General features: G+C 44.7%; 16 protein-coding genes and 1 pseudogene. 14 read left to right on the top strand and 3 right to left on the bottom strand.

All coding sequences use genetic code 11. The features are described from left to right. From tnpB to CHX35_RS16025, 5 genes are all read left to right on the top strand, one after another. Positions 1–851, top strand: an 851-nt coding sequence (gene tnpB / locus CHX35_RS16045; protein ID WP_091839427.1) for an IS200/IS605 family element RNA-guided endonuclease TnpB, incomplete at its 5' end; no start/stop codon positions are given. Positions 852–983: 132 nt separating this feature from the next. After that, entirely contained in the window at positions 984–1,172 is a 189-nt protein-coding gene (locus CHX35_RS17930; RefSeq protein ID WP_245838893.1) for a YvbH-like oligomerization domain-containing protein, read from the top strand. A 371-nt stretch (positions 1,173–1,543) separates the two neighbouring features. Beyond that, the gene (locus tag CHX35_RS16035; protein WP_091839420.1) at positions 1,544–2,239 is read left to right on the top strand and encodes a response regulator transcription factor; all 696 of its coding nucleotides are present in this window, start codon (positions 1,544–1,546) and stop codon (positions 2,237–2,239) included. Next, entirely contained in the window at positions 2,236–3,573 is a 1,338-nt protein-coding gene (locus CHX35_RS16030; protein WP_091839417.1) for a HAMP domain-containing sensor histidine kinase, read from the top strand. The genes CHX35_RS16035 and CHX35_RS16030 overlap by 4 nt, the downstream gene beginning before the upstream one ends. A 104-nt stretch (positions 3,574–3,677) precedes the next feature. Continuing rightward, complete coding sequence (locus CHX35_RS16025) at positions 3,678–6,752, top strand: MMPL family transporter (RefSeq protein WP_176392144.1); 3,075 nt, start codon at positions 3,678–3,680, stop codon at positions 6,750–6,752. A 94-nt stretch (positions 6,753–6,846) separates the two neighbouring features. Here CHX35_RS16025 and CHX35_RS16020 read toward each other — a convergent pair whose 3' ends face one another. From CHX35_RS16020 to CHX35_RS16010, 3 genes and pseudogenes are all read right to left on the bottom strand, one after another. Continuing rightward, on the bottom strand, positions 6,847–7,617 hold the full coding sequence (locus CHX35_RS16020) for an ABC transporter permease (protein WP_091839412.1): 771 nt from the start codon (positions 7,615–7,617) through the stop codon (positions 6,847–6,849). Positions 7,618–7,634: 17 nt separating this feature from the next. Continuing rightward, the gene (locus tag CHX35_RS16015) at positions 7,635–8,462 is read right to left on the bottom strand and encodes an ABC transporter permease (RefSeq protein ID WP_091839408.1); all 828 of its coding nucleotides are present in this window, start codon (positions 8,460–8,462) and stop codon (positions 7,635–7,637) included. A 218-nt stretch (positions 8,463–8,680) separates the two neighbouring features. Continuing rightward, positions 8,681–9,361 (bottom strand): annotated as a pseudogene (locus tag CHX35_RS16010) (ABC transporter ATP-binding protein); the annotation flags it as partial. Positions 9,362–9,742: 381 nt separating this feature from the next. Between CHX35_RS16010 and CHX35_RS16005 the strand changes: the two are divergent. From CHX35_RS16005 to CHX35_RS15965, 9 genes are all read left to right on the top strand, one after another. Next, positions 9,743–10,912, top strand: coding sequence for a S53 family peptidase (locus CHX35_RS16005; RefSeq protein ID WP_091839403.1), 1,170 nt, complete (start codon positions 9,743–9,745; stop codon positions 10,910–10,912). A 184-nt stretch (positions 10,913–11,096) separates the two neighbouring features. Continuing rightward, complete coding sequence (locus CHX35_RS16000; RefSeq protein WP_091839400.1) at positions 11,097–11,240, top strand: gallidermin/nisin family lantibiotic; 144 nt, start codon at positions 11,097–11,099, stop codon at positions 11,238–11,240. A gap of 40 nt (positions 11,241–11,280) precedes the next feature. Beyond that, positions 11,281–11,424, top strand: coding sequence for a gallidermin/nisin family lantibiotic (locus CHX35_RS15995; protein ID WP_091839400.1), 144 nt, complete (start codon positions 11,281–11,283; stop codon positions 11,422–11,424). Positions 11,425–11,465: 41 nt separating this feature from the next. Next, positions 11,466–11,609 carry a gallidermin/nisin family lantibiotic gene (locus CHX35_RS15990; protein WP_091839400.1) on the top strand — a complete coding sequence of 48 codons (144 nt, stop codon included), beginning with the start codon at positions 11,466–11,468 and terminating at the stop codon, positions 11,607–11,609. A 41-nt stretch (positions 11,610–11,650) separates the two neighbouring features. Continuing rightward, positions 11,651–11,794 (top strand): gallidermin/nisin family lantibiotic, encoded by a 144-nt coding sequence (locus tag CHX35_RS15985; protein ID WP_091839400.1) that lies wholly within the window; start codon positions 11,651–11,653, stop codon positions 11,792–11,794. Positions 11,795–11,864: 70 nt separating this feature from the next. Beyond that, positions 11,865–15,053 (top strand): lantibiotic dehydratase, encoded by a 3,189-nt coding sequence (locus CHX35_RS15980; protein ID WP_091839397.1) that lies wholly within the window; start codon positions 11,865–11,867, stop codon positions 15,051–15,053. Beyond that, positions 15,037–16,899 carry an ABC transporter ATP-binding protein gene (locus CHX35_RS15975; protein ID WP_091839394.1) on the top strand — a complete coding sequence of 621 codons (1,863 nt, stop codon included), beginning with the start codon at positions 15,037–15,039 and terminating at the stop codon, positions 16,897–16,899. The genes CHX35_RS15980 and CHX35_RS15975 overlap by 17 nt, the downstream gene beginning before the upstream one ends. 28 nt (positions 16,900–16,927) lie before the next feature. Beyond that, positions 16,928–18,292, top strand: a complete 1,365-nt coding sequence (locus CHX35_RS15970) for a lanthionine synthetase C family protein (RefSeq protein WP_176392143.1) — start codon at positions 16,928–16,930, stop codon at positions 18,290–18,292. 26 nt (positions 18,293–18,318) lie between these two features. Further along, positions 18,319–18,939, top strand: a complete 621-nt coding sequence (locus CHX35_RS15965) for a flavoprotein (protein WP_091839389.1) — start codon at positions 18,319–18,321, stop codon at positions 18,937–18,939. The last annotated feature ends 502 nt before the right edge of the window (positions 18,940–19,441 follow it).

The raw sequence follows: 19,441 nt of genomic DNA, 5'->3' as shown, positions 1-19,441 counted from the left end.
ATGATCGCCCTCGCTTTAAAAGCAAACGCAACCGTGTCCAGTCCTACACCAGTCAGTGCAACCATGGAAAAAAAGGAACGGCTTCCATCGCCATTGTTGCCAATCGGATCAAGCTTCCTAAACTGGGGTGGGTGAAGTTTGCCAAATCTCGTGAGGTAGAAGGGCGAATCCTTTCTGCCACCATCCGACGTCATCCTACGGGAAAGTTCGTTGTATCGGTGTTGTCCGAGGTCCACCCGTGTCCGGTTGTGCCCGTAACGAGGGAGAAAGTCATAGGCATTGACCTAGGGTTAAAGGACTTTGCGATTCTGACCGATGGAACGAAAGTCAAACCGTCTCGGTATTTCCGACAGTACGAAAGGAAGCTAGGCCACGCGCAAAGGATCATGAGCCGTCGAACTAAAGGCGGTTCCAATTGGCACAAAGCCCGCATCAAAGTCGCCCGTATCCATGAGAAGATCGTAAACGCGCGTCTCGACTTCCTACATAAACTGTCCTCGAAGCTGATTCGTGAAAACCAAACGATCTGCATCGAAGATCTTTCCGTAAAGAACATGGTGAAGAATCACAAGTTAGCCAAATCGATCACGGATGCATCCTGGTCGGAGTTTGTCGCCATGCTCACCTACAAGGCAGAATGGCACGGACGAAACGTGGTGAAAGTAGGGAAACAGTTCCCATCCAGCCAGCTATGCTCAGCCTGTGGCTACCGCAATAAGGACGTAAAAAACCTCAACCTACGAGAATGGACATGTCCTACGTGCCACTCCCATCATGATCGAGACATCAATGCATCCAAGAACATTTTGCAAGAAGGACTAAAGATTCTTGCCGTCGGGACGACGGTCTAAGCTTGGAGTGTATCCTGTCAGTCGATGGGAGTTTCCAAGAATTCCCCACCTCTTAGCGTTAGCGTAGGTGGGGGAGGTTCAAATAAATCATTAATTCGAATTTCAGAACTAACCTTAGAGAACTCCCTTTCAATGGAGTATGCGAAACAAAGTCTTGAGTTGGCATCGACGGCCCTAGGACGAATGGGGAAAACGGAGGGAGACCTGGTTGAAGATTTTAAAGGAATGAATCAAGTCGCCTTTAATTGGTTGGAAGAGACGCGCATGAAATATCGGATCAAGGATTTTGGCTTTGTCTTTGAGCGATACATTAATCTATAGGTAAACAAAGAGGCGAGATTAAAGTGGAATACGAACAAATGTTCTTGATTTGATGAACTCTTTATTATACAATAAAGGTGTTCCTCGATACTCTCTCTGCTGGTTGATGGCTCCTTTCAAGGGAGCCTTTTTTTATCTTAATGGCGCCGAGAATACTCCCATCATCTCTCCCTCCTCATAAAGGTTTTTGTCGATTGTGGACAGGAATCTTTTACATAGGGGAGGCTTTTTTTGCGTGGTCGATTGGACATCCTTTTCTATGAGCGTGGTATCTTGTTAAGAAGTACGTGGATGAATCGGTTGGCGGAGACTCGTCAGTATACACCTTCAACGATAGAATAGGAACAAAGCATTCAGAACGGGGGGAAAGTATGAAAAAGACGATTCTTATCACGGATGATGATCATGATATTGTTCGTTTAGTTACGGAAGCTTTGACCTATGAAGGATTTAAGACTTTGTCTGCTTATACTGGAGAAGAAGCACTCACGCTGTTGGCTGAACAACCGGTTGATTTTGTCATCCTGGATATTATGATGCCAGGAATGGATGGGCTTGAAACTTGCCGCCGTATCCGAGAGACACAACATGTCCCCATCCTGTTGCTCAGTGCACGCAATCGAGAGATCGATAAAATCATTGGTTTGGAGATTGGTGCGGATGACTATCTGACCAAACCCTTTAGTGTACAAGAATTGACTGCACGCGTGAAAGCACACTTCCGACGGATGGAACGCATGAGAGTAGATCTAAAGAGCAATTCCCCAATGATGTACAAAAATCATCCTTTATTGATCAATCGCCACACCTTTGAAGTCTTTGTGGATGGAAAGTTGATCGATCTTTCTGCGAAGGAGTTTCAAATTTTATGTTTTCTTGCAGACCATCCCAACCGCGTGTTATCAAGAGAGCAGATCTATGATCATATATGGGGGGATGTAGCTTTTGGGGATATGAATACTGTCACGGTTCATATTAAAAACCTTAGAAAGAAACTGGGCAAAGAGGTGATTAAGACGGTTTGGGGAGTCGGATACAAATTTATCAATGAGGAAGCTGATAAATGAAGCTGAAGTGGAAAATCCCATTGTTGTTTTTTTGTCTCATCTCGGTGCTATTTGTTTTAATCGGTTTTTATTTGCGATTCGAAGTCGTTGATCGGGTATGGAAGCGAATTGACATACAACGCGCTGAGCATTTGGCAATTGAGAAGGAGTTTACGACACAAGTTGCCGCTCTTTACCCGGATATCAAGCAAATGAAAACGAAGATGAAGGATATTGCTAAAACAGAGAAGGTCAATCTGTATCTTTATGATAAAGAAGGGGTAGAGGTCGAATATTCGGTAAAAATCCCCTTGAAAGGGAGAGGGAATGATGTGCATTGGTATCCGTTGCGCCACCAAGGAGAGACCGTTGCCTTCATTCAGGTACAACGTCCGCTAACTGAAAAAGGGATGGGATTACCTAAGGCCTTCACCGAAACGTTTCTATTTCAACTTCTCCCCGTAAGCTTTCTACTTCTGCTGGTTGCCTTGTATTTTAATACTTCGGTCACGCGTCCCATTGCACGATTAAATCGACGGTTGGACCAAGTGGGGCACGGGCGCCCGCTCTCTCCCCTCGCCTCCATCAAACGACGGGATGAAATTGGGGAGCTATATCGACGATTTGGTGAGATGGAGGAGCGTTTAAATCAAGCACATCAAGAACAGGTAGATATGGTGGCGGCGATTAGCCATGATTTAAAAACGCCCCTGACCTCTTTGAACGGATTTTTAGAGTTATTAGCAACCAAACCTGCTCTTACCGAAGGGGAACGGCAGGATTATTTACGTGTGGCTCGGCGCAAAACAGAGAATATCACGCAATTATTGGAGGATTTTTCTCGCTTTACCCAAGGGGAAGTTACCCTGCAACATGTTCCGCTTACCCTCGTTCCCTTCTCTCCCTTTTTTGAATCCGTCGCAGAGGAGTATGAAGCGGAACTAACTGGACTCGGTCACTCCCTAATATGGCACAACTTTATCAGTAAACGTACCTTCGTTCGAATCCATGAACCAATGTGCCGACGCGTATTTGCGAATCTCATACATAATGCTGTGCGGTATGGCAATCGTGAAGAATTAACCGTATGGATGAAGGCGGAATTCATAGGAAATCAGATCTTCATCAGTGTGGAAGATAATGGAGTAGGTGTTCCTGATAAAGATCTTCCTCACTTATTTGAGCGGTTTTTTACCGTCGATTCTTCCAGAGGTGCTGGGACAAGTGGAAGTGGTTTAGGATTGGCGAGTTGTCGTTCTATAATTCATCGCCACGGTGGGGATATTAAAGCGTATCGAAATGAAGGGGGCGGCTTGGGTATATCTTTTACTCTACCGATCCATCGAGAGGATTAGGCCTAATGTAGGAGGGGTCTTCATGTTTTTTCACATTTGTTTTAGTTTTACTTCACCTCCCCTTGCTACACTGAGGTGAATGCTGAATGGAAAGGTGGCAGATGATGCGTACAGTCCTCAAATATAAATGGGTGGTCATGATCGTTTGGGTAGCCCTGTTGGTTTTGTCCATGGTGACCATGCCCGATCTTAATGAAATGACTCGGGAGACTGAGCCGAAAATACCGAAGGAGTTTTCTTCACAGGTGGCTCAGGATTTGAAAAAGGAGATGAATAATCGCTCAAAGAGCAGTAAAGATGTGGATGTGCTTGCGGTTTTTCATTCCGATAAAGCCTTGACGAAGAGTGAGCTATCCGAGATCGAGAGGGGTCTTGATCACCTGGAATCGGATAAAAAATTGGGTGTTAGTAATCTGATTACCCATTTTAATGAAGAGCAATTGAAGGATCAATTTGTTTCCAAAGATAAGAGTACAGTGATGGCCCTCTTTACGGTCGATCGTAGTGATAAGTCCATCGCGGATGTACGTTCGGAGTTAAAGGACGCCCTTCATTCGGTGTCCGTGGAGCACTATCTGACTGGAGGTAAGTTGATTAATGATGATTATGGGCAAACCACGATCAAAGGTGTTGAGAAGACGGAATTAATTACGGTTGCCTTTATCATTATCGTGTTAATTGGTGTGTTTCGATCACCAGTGGCTCCAATCATCTCTTTATTATCTGTTGGGGTCTCCTATATAACCGCTCTTTCTGCAATTGCTCATATGGTGCAATGGTGGGGTTTTCCCTTTGCGAACTTTACACAAATCTTCTTGATTCTCGTCTTGTTCGGGGTCGGTACGGACTATAATATTCTCCTGTTTTCTCGATTCAAAGAGGAGCTTGGACAGCGGAAATCCGTCATCGAATCGATTATTGTAACCTATCGAACCGCTGGTAAAACCGTATTTTACAGTTCCATCGCCGTAATTATCGGTTTTGCCTGTTTAGCTTTTGCACGTTTCTCAGTGTATCAAGCAGGTGTCGCAGTTGCGATAGGCGTCCTGTTTTTAGTCCTTTCCTTATTGACGGTTGTGCCATTTTTCATGGTCATCTTAAACACGAAGATGTTTTGGCCATTGAAGAAAGTGAAAGGAAAGTCGGAAAGTCGCCTATGGGCAAAGCTCTCTTCCTTTTCCTATCGACGTCCGTTAATCGCCCTACTGATCGTGGCCATCTTTTGTGTCCCGATGGTATTTCATCAAGGGAAACTATCCTATAACAGCTTAGAAGAAGTGGATAACTCCTATGAATCCGTCAAAGGGTTTAACATTGTTTCGGATGAGTTTGAACCAGGACAGACCATGCCAGTGGAAGTGATTTTGAAAAATAGTGATAAAAAGTTGGATTCCCCAGAATCATTGGCCTACATTGATGAGGTGTCTGACAGCTTAGAACGAATCAAAGGGGTCAAGACCGTCTATGGTCCAACTCGACCCAAGGGGACGCTCATCGACGACGCCTACGTCAATAAGCAGACCAAGAAAACCGAAGAGGGTCTCGGTGAGGCTGAAAAAGGAACGCAACAGATTAAAAGCGGGTTGGATGAAGCCATTGAAAAAATGAATGGGGGCAACCAGGATTTCTCTCAGGTTAATCAATTGGTTTCAGGAACAAAAGCCGCTCAAAATGGTGTAAGACAATCAAGAAATGGCTTGGTTCAGATACAGAATGGGCTCTCCAAAGGAGCCTCAGGCGCGAGTCAGATGCAAGCGGGTCTTGCACAGATGCAGGCACAAATGCAGAAGATGACGGCGGGCCTTGAAAAAGTGAATGGCGGTTATAGCACCTTGTATGGAAATTACCAAGGACTTGAAAAGGGATATAAGGGTATACAGATGGGCCTGGAAGCAATGAATGGAAAAATAGGTGAGCTAAAAGATGCATCTCCTGGCCCAATGAAAGAAAAGGTTCAAGAATTACAGGATAAATCCGAGGAACTGAGTAATAACCTTGCAAAACTCAACTCTGGCTTTTCCCAAGCAAATCAAAAATTTTCTCAAGCAAATGGTAGCCTCAACGAAGTTATAGCGGGTCAGAAGAAAATGACGGCGGCCCTTGGGGAAATGGAGAAGCAAATGGGGAAACTTGCTGAGGGCTTGAAAGAGGGCAGCGCTGGGCAAAAGAAAGTAATTGACGCCCTTGGCAAAATTGATACCGGACTTGGGAAGGTGGCCAAGGGGCAACAAGATCTAAACAATGGTCTTGTCGATATGAGTAAGAGTCTCAAGGAATTACAGGCAGGGTTAAGTAAGAGCTCTAAAGGACTAGGCGATGTCAACAAAGGGCTACAGGATGCCCAGGACTACCTAGGTGAAGTAGCAGGAACCAGTGCAACGCATACCTTCTTCCTCCCGGAAGAAACACGGACGGGGAAGGACTTTCAAGATGCATTAGATGCGTATATGTCCGACGACCGCCATATCATGCGGTGGAATGTCGTCCTTGAAGGCGATCCTTATTCAAAGAAATCAATGGAGATTGCAGGGGAAATCGATAAAACGATTGCCAATAAACTGCAGAAAACGGACTATAGTAACTCCAAGTATGGTATTGGTGGGGTTTCCTCTCAAAACCGTGATTTAAATAAACTTTCTACCGATGACTTATCGAGAACGGCAACCTTCATGTTGGTGGGAATTGGGATTGTGCTTCTGTGGATGCTGCGCTCCTTCTGGAATACGGTGTATATCATTGTGTCGCTGATGATTGCCTATTACAGTGCCTTGTCAATTACAGAGCTCATCTTTGTAAATGGTTTAGGCCATGAAGGAATTTCCTGGTCCGCTCCCTTCTTCTCCTTAATTATGGTGGTGTCCCTCGGGGTGGACTACAGTATCTTCTTGATGATGCGTTTCTTAGAATATCGTGATTGGTCAACGGGAAATGCGATTGTCGAAGCAACAAAACGAATTGGGAATGTGGTATTCTCAGCAGCCATTATTCTCTCAGGAACCTTTGCTTCACTGTATCCTTCAGGGATCCTCTCCCTATCCGAGACGGCAACCGTCGTAATTATTGGCTTGTTTATGATGGCACTATTGATGCTCCCGCTCTTTTTACCTGCGTTGATGTCCATCACCCGTCGACTTAACACGGACCCCGATGCTTCGAAAGAGGTGCCCAGGGACTTGTAAGTAAGCAGTACTATCAAAACAATGGGGTTGTAAACCAATTAAAAAACCTCTTTGCTCAAATCATGGAGCGAAGAGGTTTTTTCTTGCCCGTTCGTCATTTTATCCAGTCCTTACGCTCCCAAATTCCATATACCAGGCCATAAGAGAGAAGAATAATGGTGAGTAAGGATCCGAAGAAGGGATATAAACCAGTCCCATTAAGAACTTGAAAGGTAGTCTGTCCATTCATCAAAAAATAATGAAGGGATTCAGGGGCATAAAGGGTGGCAAGTATCACGGCAATTATCGAAAAGAAAGCGAGAATCGCATTGGGCATGATGGAACTGATGAAGCTGGTTAAACCAAGGAGCGCCAGGTAGATGAGGAAGAAGATCAAGTAATAAAGAAGGCTATAACCAAAAGCCCCAACAATGGAATAAGAAGGTTCACCGGGATAGAAGCTCACCGAGGAAGGAGCCGAATAGAGAATCCAGCCCGCTATTTGGCTGAAGAGAAACACGATAGTAAGAAAAATACCGATGACAGCAGCCATGGAAGACCACTTCGCCAATAGAAGGCGTTTTCTTGATTGCGGGCGTACGAGCACAAGCCGGTAAGCCCCCGAACTGTATTCACCATTAAAACTATCAACAAAAAACATCGGTAACAAAACAAAGGAGAGGACAAATCCCAATTCCTTTAATAAAAAGACGGGAAAATTTAACGCATGGAGAGGCACTTCAAGATCCGCGGTAACAAAGCCAATTCCTCCTCGTTGCAATAAGAAGGTGGACATCGCCGATAGAAGGATTACGATTACGAAACTAACCATGGTTTTGCGCCGTGCCCAGATCCGTTCCCATTCACTCATGAATAATTCTGTCATAGCGTCCTCCTCCTTTGTTAAATAAACCGATCTTTTTTGGTGAAAATGAGATAGGCGCCGGTGCCAAAAGCCAAGGTATAGACGAGAAGTACTCCCGTATTAAAGAGAAGCAATTTGGGTTCTTGGGCAAGGGCCATTGCGATGCCCTGATATTGAATTTGCGTGAGGGAGAGAAAATACCAGGCGGGGTTCAGGGCAGGTTTTAGACCTTGTGCAAAGGTTTGTAGAATTTGTGGATAGCCAAAGGAGACGAGAAGATAACCAAGTGTAAGGCCGATAGCTGTCGTCGTCGATTGACTAATCACTGCGAAAAATGTGATGACCGCGGAGATCGCAATTAACGTTAAAAAAGCGAATCCATAGTAGCGCAGGTTATATAACAAAGCGGTGGAACTCGATACGGGGTCATCATGATAGAACAACATGAGTTGAGAGGCATTATCAAACATCCAACTTCCGAATCCATAACTGAGAAACAAGTAAAAGGTATTAAACAGAAACATTATGATCATCACGGTGATCCACTTAGCAAAAAATAACTGGGTAAAGGTATAGGAACGGATCATAATCATGCGAATCTGACCGGTGCGATATTCCTCAGTGATGGAGAAAACAAGGAGTAGGAGTAATGCCATATTAAAAACGGTCATCAATTGCTCGGAGAGAGCCAGAACAGGGAAGTTATCCATCAAGGTATATTCAGGGCTATTTGAAGCTAAGTGATCATTGAGTCCTTGATAAAAGTGACCCGTAACAAATAGCACTAGAGGGATCGCTGCAAAGAGTATCCAGGTAATTTTACGGCTCCACATGCGTTGCCATTCACTTGAAATCAAGGCCATCATGAGCTCATCATCTCCACGAATGCGTCTTCTAGACGCGTTTGTTTTTTTTCTACACCCAGGATCTGAATGTCATTTTCAATTAAGTGTGTGTTTAAAAGAGGGAGGTCATCGTCATGGATATCGACGTAAATTTGATTTCCTTCGATGCGGTCGATGGGGTAGTGTTGCTTGATAAATTGAGCGGCCTTTTCGATGGGAGTTAAGGTGAAGGCGTATAGGGGTTTGCCAGAGAGGCTTTCCATTTCCCCTTGCCATACCAATGTTCCATTTTTGATGACAACGAGATGATCACATAGTTGTTGCAATTCATCCAATAGGTGACTGGAGATGAAAAAGCTGATGCCGAGCTCATCCCGTAGTTTTCGAATTAAATTACGTAGTTCACGCATTCCCATCGGATCCAATCCGTTTGCAGGCTCATCGAGGATGATAACCGATGGGTTCCCTAAAAGGGCTTGGGCGATCCCTAGACGTTGTTTCATGCCAAGGGAATAGGTGCCTACTTTTTGGTCAGCAGCATGGGAGAGGCCGACCATTTCTAATACTTCTTGCACCCGCTTCTCACGATGCCTGCTCTTTAATTGGGGTTGAAGGCGGGCAAGGTTGTTTAGTGCTTTTTTCCCTGTCAGATAAGGAAAGAAAATCGGTGATTCGACAATGGCGCCCAGGTTCATCAAGGCTTCCGTTCGCTTATCGGTCACACTAATCCCGTTGATGGCGAGGTCTCCCTCACTCGGTCGGATGAGTCCAGTGAAGAGGCGAATAAGCGTTGTTTTACCAGCACCATTCGGACCGAGAAAGCCACAGATCTGTCCTTTTTTTATGGAAAAGGACAGGTTGTTAATCAATGTACGAGAACCCACCCGTTTGGATACTTTCTTTGCTTCGAGGACAACCATCGTATCATCTCCTCAGGAAATATTCGTATTTATCTACCGTATTAGTGTACTAATTGAACAGTACAATCTTGTATTAGTGTCATAATACACGGTGGCGGATAAATCTGTCAACTGTTTTTTTTGTAGTTTTATTTATGGAGTGATAATTCCGTGGTAGCTGAGGATCATCCGCCCTTTGCTTAGATGAATAAGATCATTTTTTTTAAAATTATTAAAATATAGCTTTCCTACTCTATTATGGACGAATATGAAGGCGAAAAACCGTTCGTTTTATTGAAAAAAAACCGTTCATTTTTACTTCTGTCTTTTAATCAGAGAGATTGATTAATGTAAAAAGGGAGTTAACTTGATTGATCATCTCTGAAAAGAAAGGACAGATACATGAATACCGTATGGGCAAAAGGTGGACTTCTTTTTCTATTAGGAACACTATTCGTTAGTTATCCGACTCAAACTAGCTTGGCTAAGGAAGAGGGTACGACGGGTGTAACACCCACATTAAAAATGAATCGTACTCATATGGCAAAAAAGCAGGTCTCGACCCAAGCAGAGGAAATGAACGAGATTCGAGGCTATACACCTTTTCATATTCGGAAGGCGTATGGGCTGGATGAAGTGAAGGAGACGGGAAAAGGACAGCACATTGCCGTTGTCGTTGCCTATGGGAGTCCAACCATTAAGGAAGATGTTGCGGTTTTTAGTGAAAAGTTTAACTTGCCTAAAGCAAAATTGAGGGTGTATTACCCTGAAGGGAAGCCTGCAGAAACAAATCCACTGTGGGCGACGGAAACCGCGATGGATGTGGAATGGGTCCATGCAATCGCTCCTGAGGCTAAAATCTCAGTCGTTGTTGCTAAGGACAAAGAGATTCCACAAATGGCGAAGGCGGTACGGTTTGCAGCGAGGATCAAAGCTGATGTGGTTTCCAACAGTTGGGGTTCTTTTGAAGACGAAGACGCTCATCAATGGGATTCAGCATTTGGAAATCGAAAAGTAAGTTATGTGGCTGCAGCAGGTGACTATGGGAAAGGCGTATTGTGGCCAGCCTCCGTAGAAAACGTTTTGGCGGTCGGAGGAACTACCCTACGAATGGAGCCCAGTGGGAATTTTCTTGGCGAGGTAGCTTGGTCAGGGAGTAGCGGAGGAATCAGTGCCTTTACCAAGCGTCCTGATTATCAACAACAATGGTCATCGGTGTTAGGGGAACAACGAGGCGTACCCGATGTATCCTTCGTAGGCGATCCAATGACGGGCGCAGCGGTGTATTCATCCACAGAGATTCAGGGATATAAAGGGTGGTTCCTCTTAGGAGGCACAAGCTTATCCACCCCCTGTTGGTCAGGGTTAGTTGCACTCATTAATGAGCATCGAAGCAGCCCTTTAACAAATGAAAAGCTTATCGAGCGTTTGTATGCCGTGCAGGATAAAGGGGTTTACCGAGATATTGTGGAAGGTGCCAATCAAGAGTACACGGCAGGGAATGGGTATGATCTTGTAACGGGCTTGGGCAGTCCGATGGGATCTTCATTAATCGCTGAACTGCAAAAATAAGCCATGCAAAATCAATAGCGGGAAACCAGTGGTTTCCTGTTGTTTTTAATCAAACCTTACAAAATGTTCATTTTAATTCAGTTATTTACTAGTTCATTTTCAGGTAAATGCCTTCGGATCCATATAAGATATAACTAACAAAAGGCAGAACACGCCGGCGCCTAAAGAGAAAGGAGTGAAAAAAATGGCAGAAAATAAAAAAGATCAATTCGACCTGGACGTACAAGTGAACAAAAGCAAAGGCGAAGTCGATCCACAAATCACTTCCGTCTCCCTGTGTACTCCTGGATGCGGAGATACCGGTTCCTTTAACAGCTACTGCTGCTAATTGCTTGACCCCAAAAACTAAACATGTGGAGGAATGACCCATGGCAGAAAATAAAAAAGATCAATTCGACCTCGATGTACAAGTGAACAAAAGCAAAGGTGAAGTCGATCCACAAATCACTTCCGTCTCCCTGTGTACCCCTGGATGCGGAGACACCGGTTCCTTTAACAGCTACTGTTGCTAATCGCTTGACCCCAAAAAACCAAACATGTGGAGGAATGACCCATGGCAGAAAATAAAAAAGATCAATTCGACCTCGATGTACAAGTGAACAAAAGCAAAGGTGAAGTCGATCCACAAATCACTTCCGTCTCCCTGTGTACCCCTGGATGCGGAGACACCGGTTCCTTTAACAGCTACTGCTGCTAATCGCTTGACCCCAAAAAACCAAACATGTGGAGGAATGACCCATGGCAGAAAATAAAAAAGATCAATTCGACCTCGATGTACAAGTGAACAAAAGCAAAGGTGAAGTTGATCCACAAATCACTTCCGTCTCCCTGTGTACCCCTGGATGCGGAGATACCGGTTCCTTTAACAGCTATTGTTGCTAATGAAAAAGAAAAATTAAACGGAACATCTGATAGGTGTTCCGTTTTTACTACATATAAAGGAGGCAAGAACATGACTGCTTCACTCGACCAACATCGCACGAACCGTAAGAAAAAACGGGGGGTATACCGTCCGCTTGATTTTTTTATGTTTAGAAGTCCCCTGTTGCCCTTTGATATCTTTGAACAACTCCAACAAAGTGATTCCAACCGTGTTCTCAAAAAATTAGTGCAAGATCCAAGGATACAAGAGGCGATTGCAATTGCTAGCCCATCCTTATATAAGGCGTTGGGAAATTTAGATAGTGAGGATGCAAAGAAAAAGCGTCAAGCTGAAACCAGTATTATGCGTTATTTATCACGGATGGCTACCCGATCGACTCCCTTTGGAATTTTAGCGGGATTAAGCATTGGCAAGTTGGGGGATTCTACTGAAGCGAAATTGCACTCATCCGATCAACATATTAAAAGAACGCGTCCTGATATGGAATGGCTACTCGCCCTCGTTGCAAAATTAGAGAACCGACCTGCAATTATTCGACAACTTCGATTTACGCGAAACCATGCTGTGCAATCGAGTGGCCGTCGCTTAATCTTGCCTTTTTCGTCTGAATGTGGTCAGCAACGGAATAACGATAATGAGCTACGTGAATCAATTAATGTTCAAGCATCAGAACCGGTTCTTAAGGTTCTTGAAGCGGCACATACGTCGATTTCCTTTAAGGATCTTCTTCAATATATGACTGGGGAATATCCAGATGTCGATCCTGAAAAAATTGCTGGATTAATTGAGCAACTTTTCGCTCAAGAATTCCTTATCAGTCATCTTCGGCCACCCATGACCAACCCTTCTTCATTACAATATTTGATTGAGCAGTTGGCGGGGATTCAAGGGGCGGAGGACGAGCGTGACCTGTTACTCGAAATTGAGCAACTCATTGGACAATATGATGCACTGCCGATTGGTCAGGGTCTTGAGTTGTACCTAGAGTTAAACGAAAAGATGAAGGAAGTGGTTCCTAGTCTTTCACAAGTACAGGTGGATATGCGCGTGGCAGACCAGGGCATTCGTCTTCATCGACAGGTAGGAGAAGAAGTAGCAAAAGCGGCTGAGATATTGTGGAGGCTTTCTCTTCCTCAACGGGGGGTCAGTCATTTAAAAAGCTATCATAAAGACTTTTTAGAGAAGTATGGGACGAGGCGCGAGATCCCAATATTAGACCTTCTCAATGAGGAAACCGGCTTAGGTGCACCCAGCCCTTATAAGCGCCCCCAAAGTTCTCGCAAGGATGATGATTCACCTGCTTTTTCAAAGCAAAAAGAATCAATATTACTTGAATTGATTCAAAAGGCTTTGGTAACAAGAAGCATTGAAGTCGAGATCACTGATGAATTATTAGGCCGATTGGAAGAAGCAACCATAGATGAAGAAGAGGCGCCTGCTTCTATGGAGCTTTATGTGGAGGTGATGGCTTCATCAAAAGAGGCCATTGACCAAGGGGAATACCGCATAGTGATGACCCCCAATGCCGCTTCCCATCGCGTCAGTCAATCCTTTGGCAGATTCTTAGATTTACTCAGTGAGGATGAGATTGATCACATTCGAAGCTCCGTAGAGCGTGAGAAAAAGCGTTATCCCAATGCCTTGGTTGTCGAAGGAAACTATCTCCCTCCTTCGGGTCGAACCGGAAACATATCGTTGAGTCCTTCGCTTTTGGATCAGGAGCTTACGATTGGAACCAACCATCATTCAAAACAGGCATTGAAGTTGGATGAAGTTTATGTGGGAGCTTCCCTTGATCGGCTGTATCTTAAATCACCAAAACATAATAAAGAACTCATCATTACATCCGGAAATATGCTCAATTTCATGAATGCACCCAATGTGTATCGATTCATGCGCGAAGTATCAATTGAAAGCATTCGCAATGTACAACCCTTCTCCTGGGGAGAGTATGATATCGGTCCCTTCCTTCCTCGAGTCACCTATGGAAAAACCGTGATTTATCCTGCGACATGGAATATTAATTTAGAGCGGTTGGGTCTAAAGGATGCCCAAGTAGCACCGGCTGTTTGGAACGAAGCATTTCAGCAGTGGCGTCAAGAGTGGATGGTTCCTCGCTATCTTTATATGACATTTGCGGATAACCGCATCCTATTAGACCTCGAGCATGAAGACCATATTAAACAGATTCAAAAAGAATTGCAGCAAAGTAACCATGTGGCATTGAAAGAGCATGTCGGATCGATCGATGATCGGTGGGTCACTGGGGATGAGGGTACTTACTCGCAAGAGTGCCTAATTCCAGTAGAAAAATATGCAGAGACGATGCCAGAAAGCCCGGTATTGTACCAGTATTCGGCCCCCCTTGTTGCTCATAAAGACCGTGTACGTCTCCCAGGGACCGATTGGCTATTTGCAAAACTATATGTATCGCGAAGTCGACAGGATGATTTTATCCCTCAATTTATGCAGGGCTTCGCAGATTCGATGGTGGAAAGTGGTGCCGCAAAAGATTGGTTCTACATGCGTTACGTCGATCCAGAGCCTCATATTCGTCTCCGCTTTCGTGGGGTGGAGGAAGATTTAGTGAGTAAGCTACTTCCTGCCCTTAGCCGATGGGTGGATCCATTAATGTCCGATGGGATTATCAAACGCTTGATGATTGATACCTATGAACGAGAAGTTGAACGCTATGGCGGGGTTCATATGATTCGTGATGCAGAGGATGTCTTTGCAGCGGATAGTAAATTAACGACGCATCTACTCCATTTAAATTGGAATAAGGAGATCGAAATTCCCTTAGTCGAAGTATCTGCCCTTGCGATTGTTGATCTACTCGAAAATTTTGGTCTTTCCTTTGCCGGGCAGTTAAAGATTCTTGATGAAATTGTGAATAAAGACGATTACCGTGACGAATTTCGTCAACGCCGGCGTGATTTAATGAAATTAATGGACCCCCGCGATCATCGGAAATCCCTGCGAGAGTTTCGTAATGGGCACTTGCTCCACATGTTACTTCAGCAACGTGCTCCCTATATAGCAGAGTTTGGTGAAAAAGTGAGAGCAGAAAACCCGAAGAATGTTCTTTCCAATACGCCTCACCAAATTATTGGTAGTTTGATTCATATGCATTGCAATCGATTGATGGATGTAGATCGAGGCAAGGAAGTAAAGGCACTCGCCTTTGCACGTCATACTCTCTATAGCCAAAAATACTGGAGAGATAAAGGGAGTGAGGATCATGCCACAAACCAGTGAAAGGAAGGGGGCGAATAGCCCCTCTTTTCGCAATGTCTTGGAATCCTTTAAATATTGGCCACGCATCTTAAAGCTTCTTTGGCAAACGAACCCCCTTTATTTCTTATTGGTGTTTGGATTAAATGGGATCACCAGTTTAATTCCCGCTGCGAGTGTGATGTTGACCCAGATGTTAATGACACAAGTTGGAATCGCTCAACAAACAGGCATCCTTCAACCCGTATTGATGGTGTTTGCGTTATTTGCCGGATTGGCATTGTTTCGGGAGATCAGTCGCATCATCAGCGATAACTATCAAGCCATCTTTTCCGAGCGCCTCAGCAATTCGATTAATATGCAGCTAATGAAAAAAGCGGACCATCTTCCCTATCGGTATTTTGAGGATGCAGAGGCTTACGATAAATTGCAACGGGCACGGCAAGATTCTTCCTTTCGCCCCTTTCAAATTTTCCAACAGATTCTGCAAATCATTGGCGGGACAATTACGCTTCTGTCGGTTGCAGGGGTGTTGTTTTATTGGCAATGGTGGTTGGCGTTGGTGTTATTATTGATTCCTCTTACGTCCTCCTTTTCCTACTTGCGAGTGGGGGAAGAAGAGTTTCAAATTGATTGGAATCGAGCAGCAGAACGCCGCAAACAATCGTACTTTCTGGGCTTAATGACGACGGACGCCTCTGTCAAAGAGGTAAAGGTTTTTGGTATTGGTTCATTGCTTCTAGAGAAGTACCGTCAAATGTACGAACGTTTTTTTAAGGAGGATAAAAAGCTATTACTGAAACGGATGCGAATCACCTTGTTTTTTCAGATAGTGGGGATTGGTGCGGTGATCGGAACCCAACTGTTGGTGGTTCAGCAAACCGTTGCAGGTGTACTTACGATCGCAATGATGATGGCGTATATTCAGGCGATTGCTCAGACACAAGCGACTTCTTCCTCTCTTTTACAAACGCTATTTGTCATGTATCAAAATAACCTATATGTCAGTCAATTGTTTGCTTTCTTAGATATTGAGGAGTCAGAGGAGTCCATTGTTCAACGACCCTATGTTTCAACAAAGCAGGCGGAACAGACGGGGTTTGTCTTTCAGAATGTTTCTTTTCGCTATCCAGGAACGGATCACTATGTCTTAAAAAATATTAACCTTCAGTTAAAACCAGGTGAGACCTTGGCAATCGTAGGGGAGAATGGATCGGGAAAATCAACACTCGTAAAGTTATTGGTTCGACTCTATGAGCTGGAAGAGGGCGATATTTTGTACCAGGGTCGCTCGATTCGTTCCTATTCAGTCAAAGCGTGGCGGGATTTAATGGGGACGGTGTTTCAGGATTTTATCCGGTATGAATTAACCGCACGGGAGAATATCGCCTTGGGAAATTGGAGGGAAGCTGAGCACGCTGAAGCTGTGGAGATGGCTGCAAAGAATTCTGGGGCTACAACCGTTCTGGAGCGTTTACCGCTGGGGCTAGATACCCAACTTGGAAAATGGTTTAAAGAAGGGGTGCAACTTTCCGGTGGTCAATGGCAAAAGATTGCGATTGCACGGGCCTATATGCGTGATGCCGCTCTGTTTGTACTGGATGAACCTAGCGCAGCGTTAGATCCAAAGGCAGAGAAGGAAGTGTTTGATAAGTTTGCTGAACTTACTGTGGATAAGATGGGAATCTTTATCTCTCACCGCTACTCTACGGTGCGCAATGCTGATCGCATTATTTTTATGCAACAAGGAGAGATCCTGGAAAGTGGTACCCATGCATCCCTCATGAAGAGAAACGGTTCCTATGCCGTTCTTTATCAAATGCAAGCCGCAGCGTATATCGATAACCAAGAACAGCAAAGTCCAGCGTAATGTCTCAAACCAGGAAGAGGGGAAGAAAATGACTGCTGTACTCGCATTACCACCCAATAGGAAAGTCGTCCTTCGCAAAAATGCGGAGCAAGTAATTGAAGTGATCGCGGATCGTTTGCAAAATCCTGAACACATTCGTCAAGTAGCATTACACGCCAACAATGTTTCGAGTTTAGCGAAAGCACACCCATGGGGTGAGCTATCCCTTTCCCATGGCTATCCAGGGACAGTTCTGTTGTATGGTGAGTTAGACCGATTTGATCCAAATGCGGGCTGGGATCAGTTGGCTCATCAACATTTGTTAGCCATCCAACAATACTTGGAAGAGAAGGGGTACCAGAGCATTTCATTATTTGGTGGAATCACAGGGGTGGCTTTTGCGACGTGGACTGCATCACGAGGTGGGGAACGATATGGTCGTCTGCTCGATCGGCTTCACCTTCAAATTGCTCAAGCGTTAAAAGAGCAGATACGGAATGAAAGAGCTCGCCTACAAAAGGAACAGGGGGCATCTGCCCAATACTACGATATCATTGTTGGTATCACGGGGATCGGTCGTTATCTACTGATACAAAAGAATGATCCACAACTGAGGGAATTGCTCGAAGAGATTCTACTTGATTTGGTAGCGTTATCCAAACCCATTGTCGTAAATAACGAAACAGTTCCAGGTTGGTGGATCCCCCAGGTTGGACAATTTACAGAACAAGATCGCCAATCCTTTCCTAAGGGCAATTTTAATTGCGGACTGGCTCACGGGGTTCCTGGCCCCCTTGCTCTCTTATCGTTAGCAAAGCTAGAAGGGGTAGAAGTAGAAGGTCAACAAGAGGCTATTCAACGGATAACGGAGTGGATCCTCTACTGGAAACAACAAGATTCCTATGGCGTGTATTGGAATGATCGTGTGGCTTGGGAGGAAGAAACCGAAGGGGTCCGCCACTCTCATCGTCACCGTGAAGCATGGTGCTACGGAACACCAGGAGTTGCCCGAGCCCTCTATCTTGCAGGGGAAGCTTTGCAGGATGAGGGATGGAAAGCAACCAGTGTGCAGGCTTTTCAATCGGTATTCAATCGTCCTGAGCTATTTTGGGATATCGATTCCCCTACGATTTGTCATGGAACGGCGGGTCTATTGGAAATGACATTGCAAATGATTTACAACAGTCACGATGAGCAGTTACAAATCCATCGCGACTATCTCGTTCATCGGCAATTGAAGGATTTTAATCCGGATTATCCCTTTGGGTATAAAGATCTAGAACCACAAACTATCGGTTATCGCAGCTTAGATAAAGTGGGATTGCTCGAGGGAGCCGTCGGTGTGGGTCTATCTTTACTCTCCTATGTGAAGGGAGAAGAAAGTAAATGGAGTCGTTCATTGTTACTTCATTAAATTGATGGGTAGAAGGAGGATGAAAAATGCAAATTCCTACCCAAGCGCTTGCAGATAAAAAACTATTGGTAGGGATGACAGGATCCATTGCTGTTGCAGGTTTGCCACCGTACCTTGCCATGTTTCGCTCCTATTTTGATCAGGTACGGGTGATTATGACAGCATCAGCTGAACAGATGATTCCCCCCTTTACGGTATCCTTGTTTGCTGATGAAGTGTACGCACCATCGATGGGGAGAGAATCGATGAGTCATGTAGAATTAGCGAGATGGTCGGATGTATTTATTATTTTGCCCGCCACCGCCAATGTGATTGGGCTCGTGGCCAATGGTTTAGCGACGAATTTTCTTACCTCCACGGCACTCGCCTCTCCACATCCACTCATTGTGTATCCCAATATGAATTTGTTGATGTGGGATAAAAAAGCGGTGCAACGCAATATCCAAACAATCGAAGAAGATGGTCATACGATTATTCAACCCATTCGCACCAATGCCTATGAAATTGCATCCCGAAGTGTACGCCCGAATCTGTTACTGCCCCCTACTGATCATGTGCTACGTGATCTGATCAACGTGGTACAGACACGAGAGATCCCTGTTGAATCCTTACCATCGTCCGAAAATCCCTCTATCCATAGTGCTTAAATAGAGTAAGTCCATCTCCCTATCGTTAATGAAAGTAGTTCATATCCCTGTTCGATCAGGGATATTTTTTATATGTCCACTGTTAGATGTCAGTGGGGAGTCGATTAAGCAACAGCATTCTAAAAGTTTGAGGCTGATGAAAAATTGGATACGATAGGGCGTGCGTATTGATTATCCAGAAGTTCGGTGTTTGGAGACCGTGTGGGAGCACAAGAGACTTGCTCCCCTCGAGGATGTGATAAATCACTGTCCGCTTTGGATTAGCTGAGGACGAGTAGGGGCAAACTCCCTCAAGACAGAACGGCATGGAAAAAACGTGGTGAAGGTAGGGAAACAGTTCTCTTTCAGTCAGCGATGCTCCGCCTAAAGGAGAGGTATGGATTTCACTTTGTTAAGCGGATCATGGTTATCCTCCTCGTAAAACGAGAAAGAGTCGTTCCCGTGTGGGGGAACGACTCTTAATTGGGGTATTGATTTTGTTGATGTGTTGGATGTCTCGCCT

This window comes from Marininema halotolerans (assembly GCF_900116235.1).
Lineage (GTDB): Bacteria > Bacillota > Bacilli > Thermoactinomycetales > DSM-45169 > Marininema > Marininema halotolerans.
The sequence above is the reverse complement of the archived record's forward strand: the minus strand, read 5'-3'. Positions and strand labels throughout refer to the sequence as shown.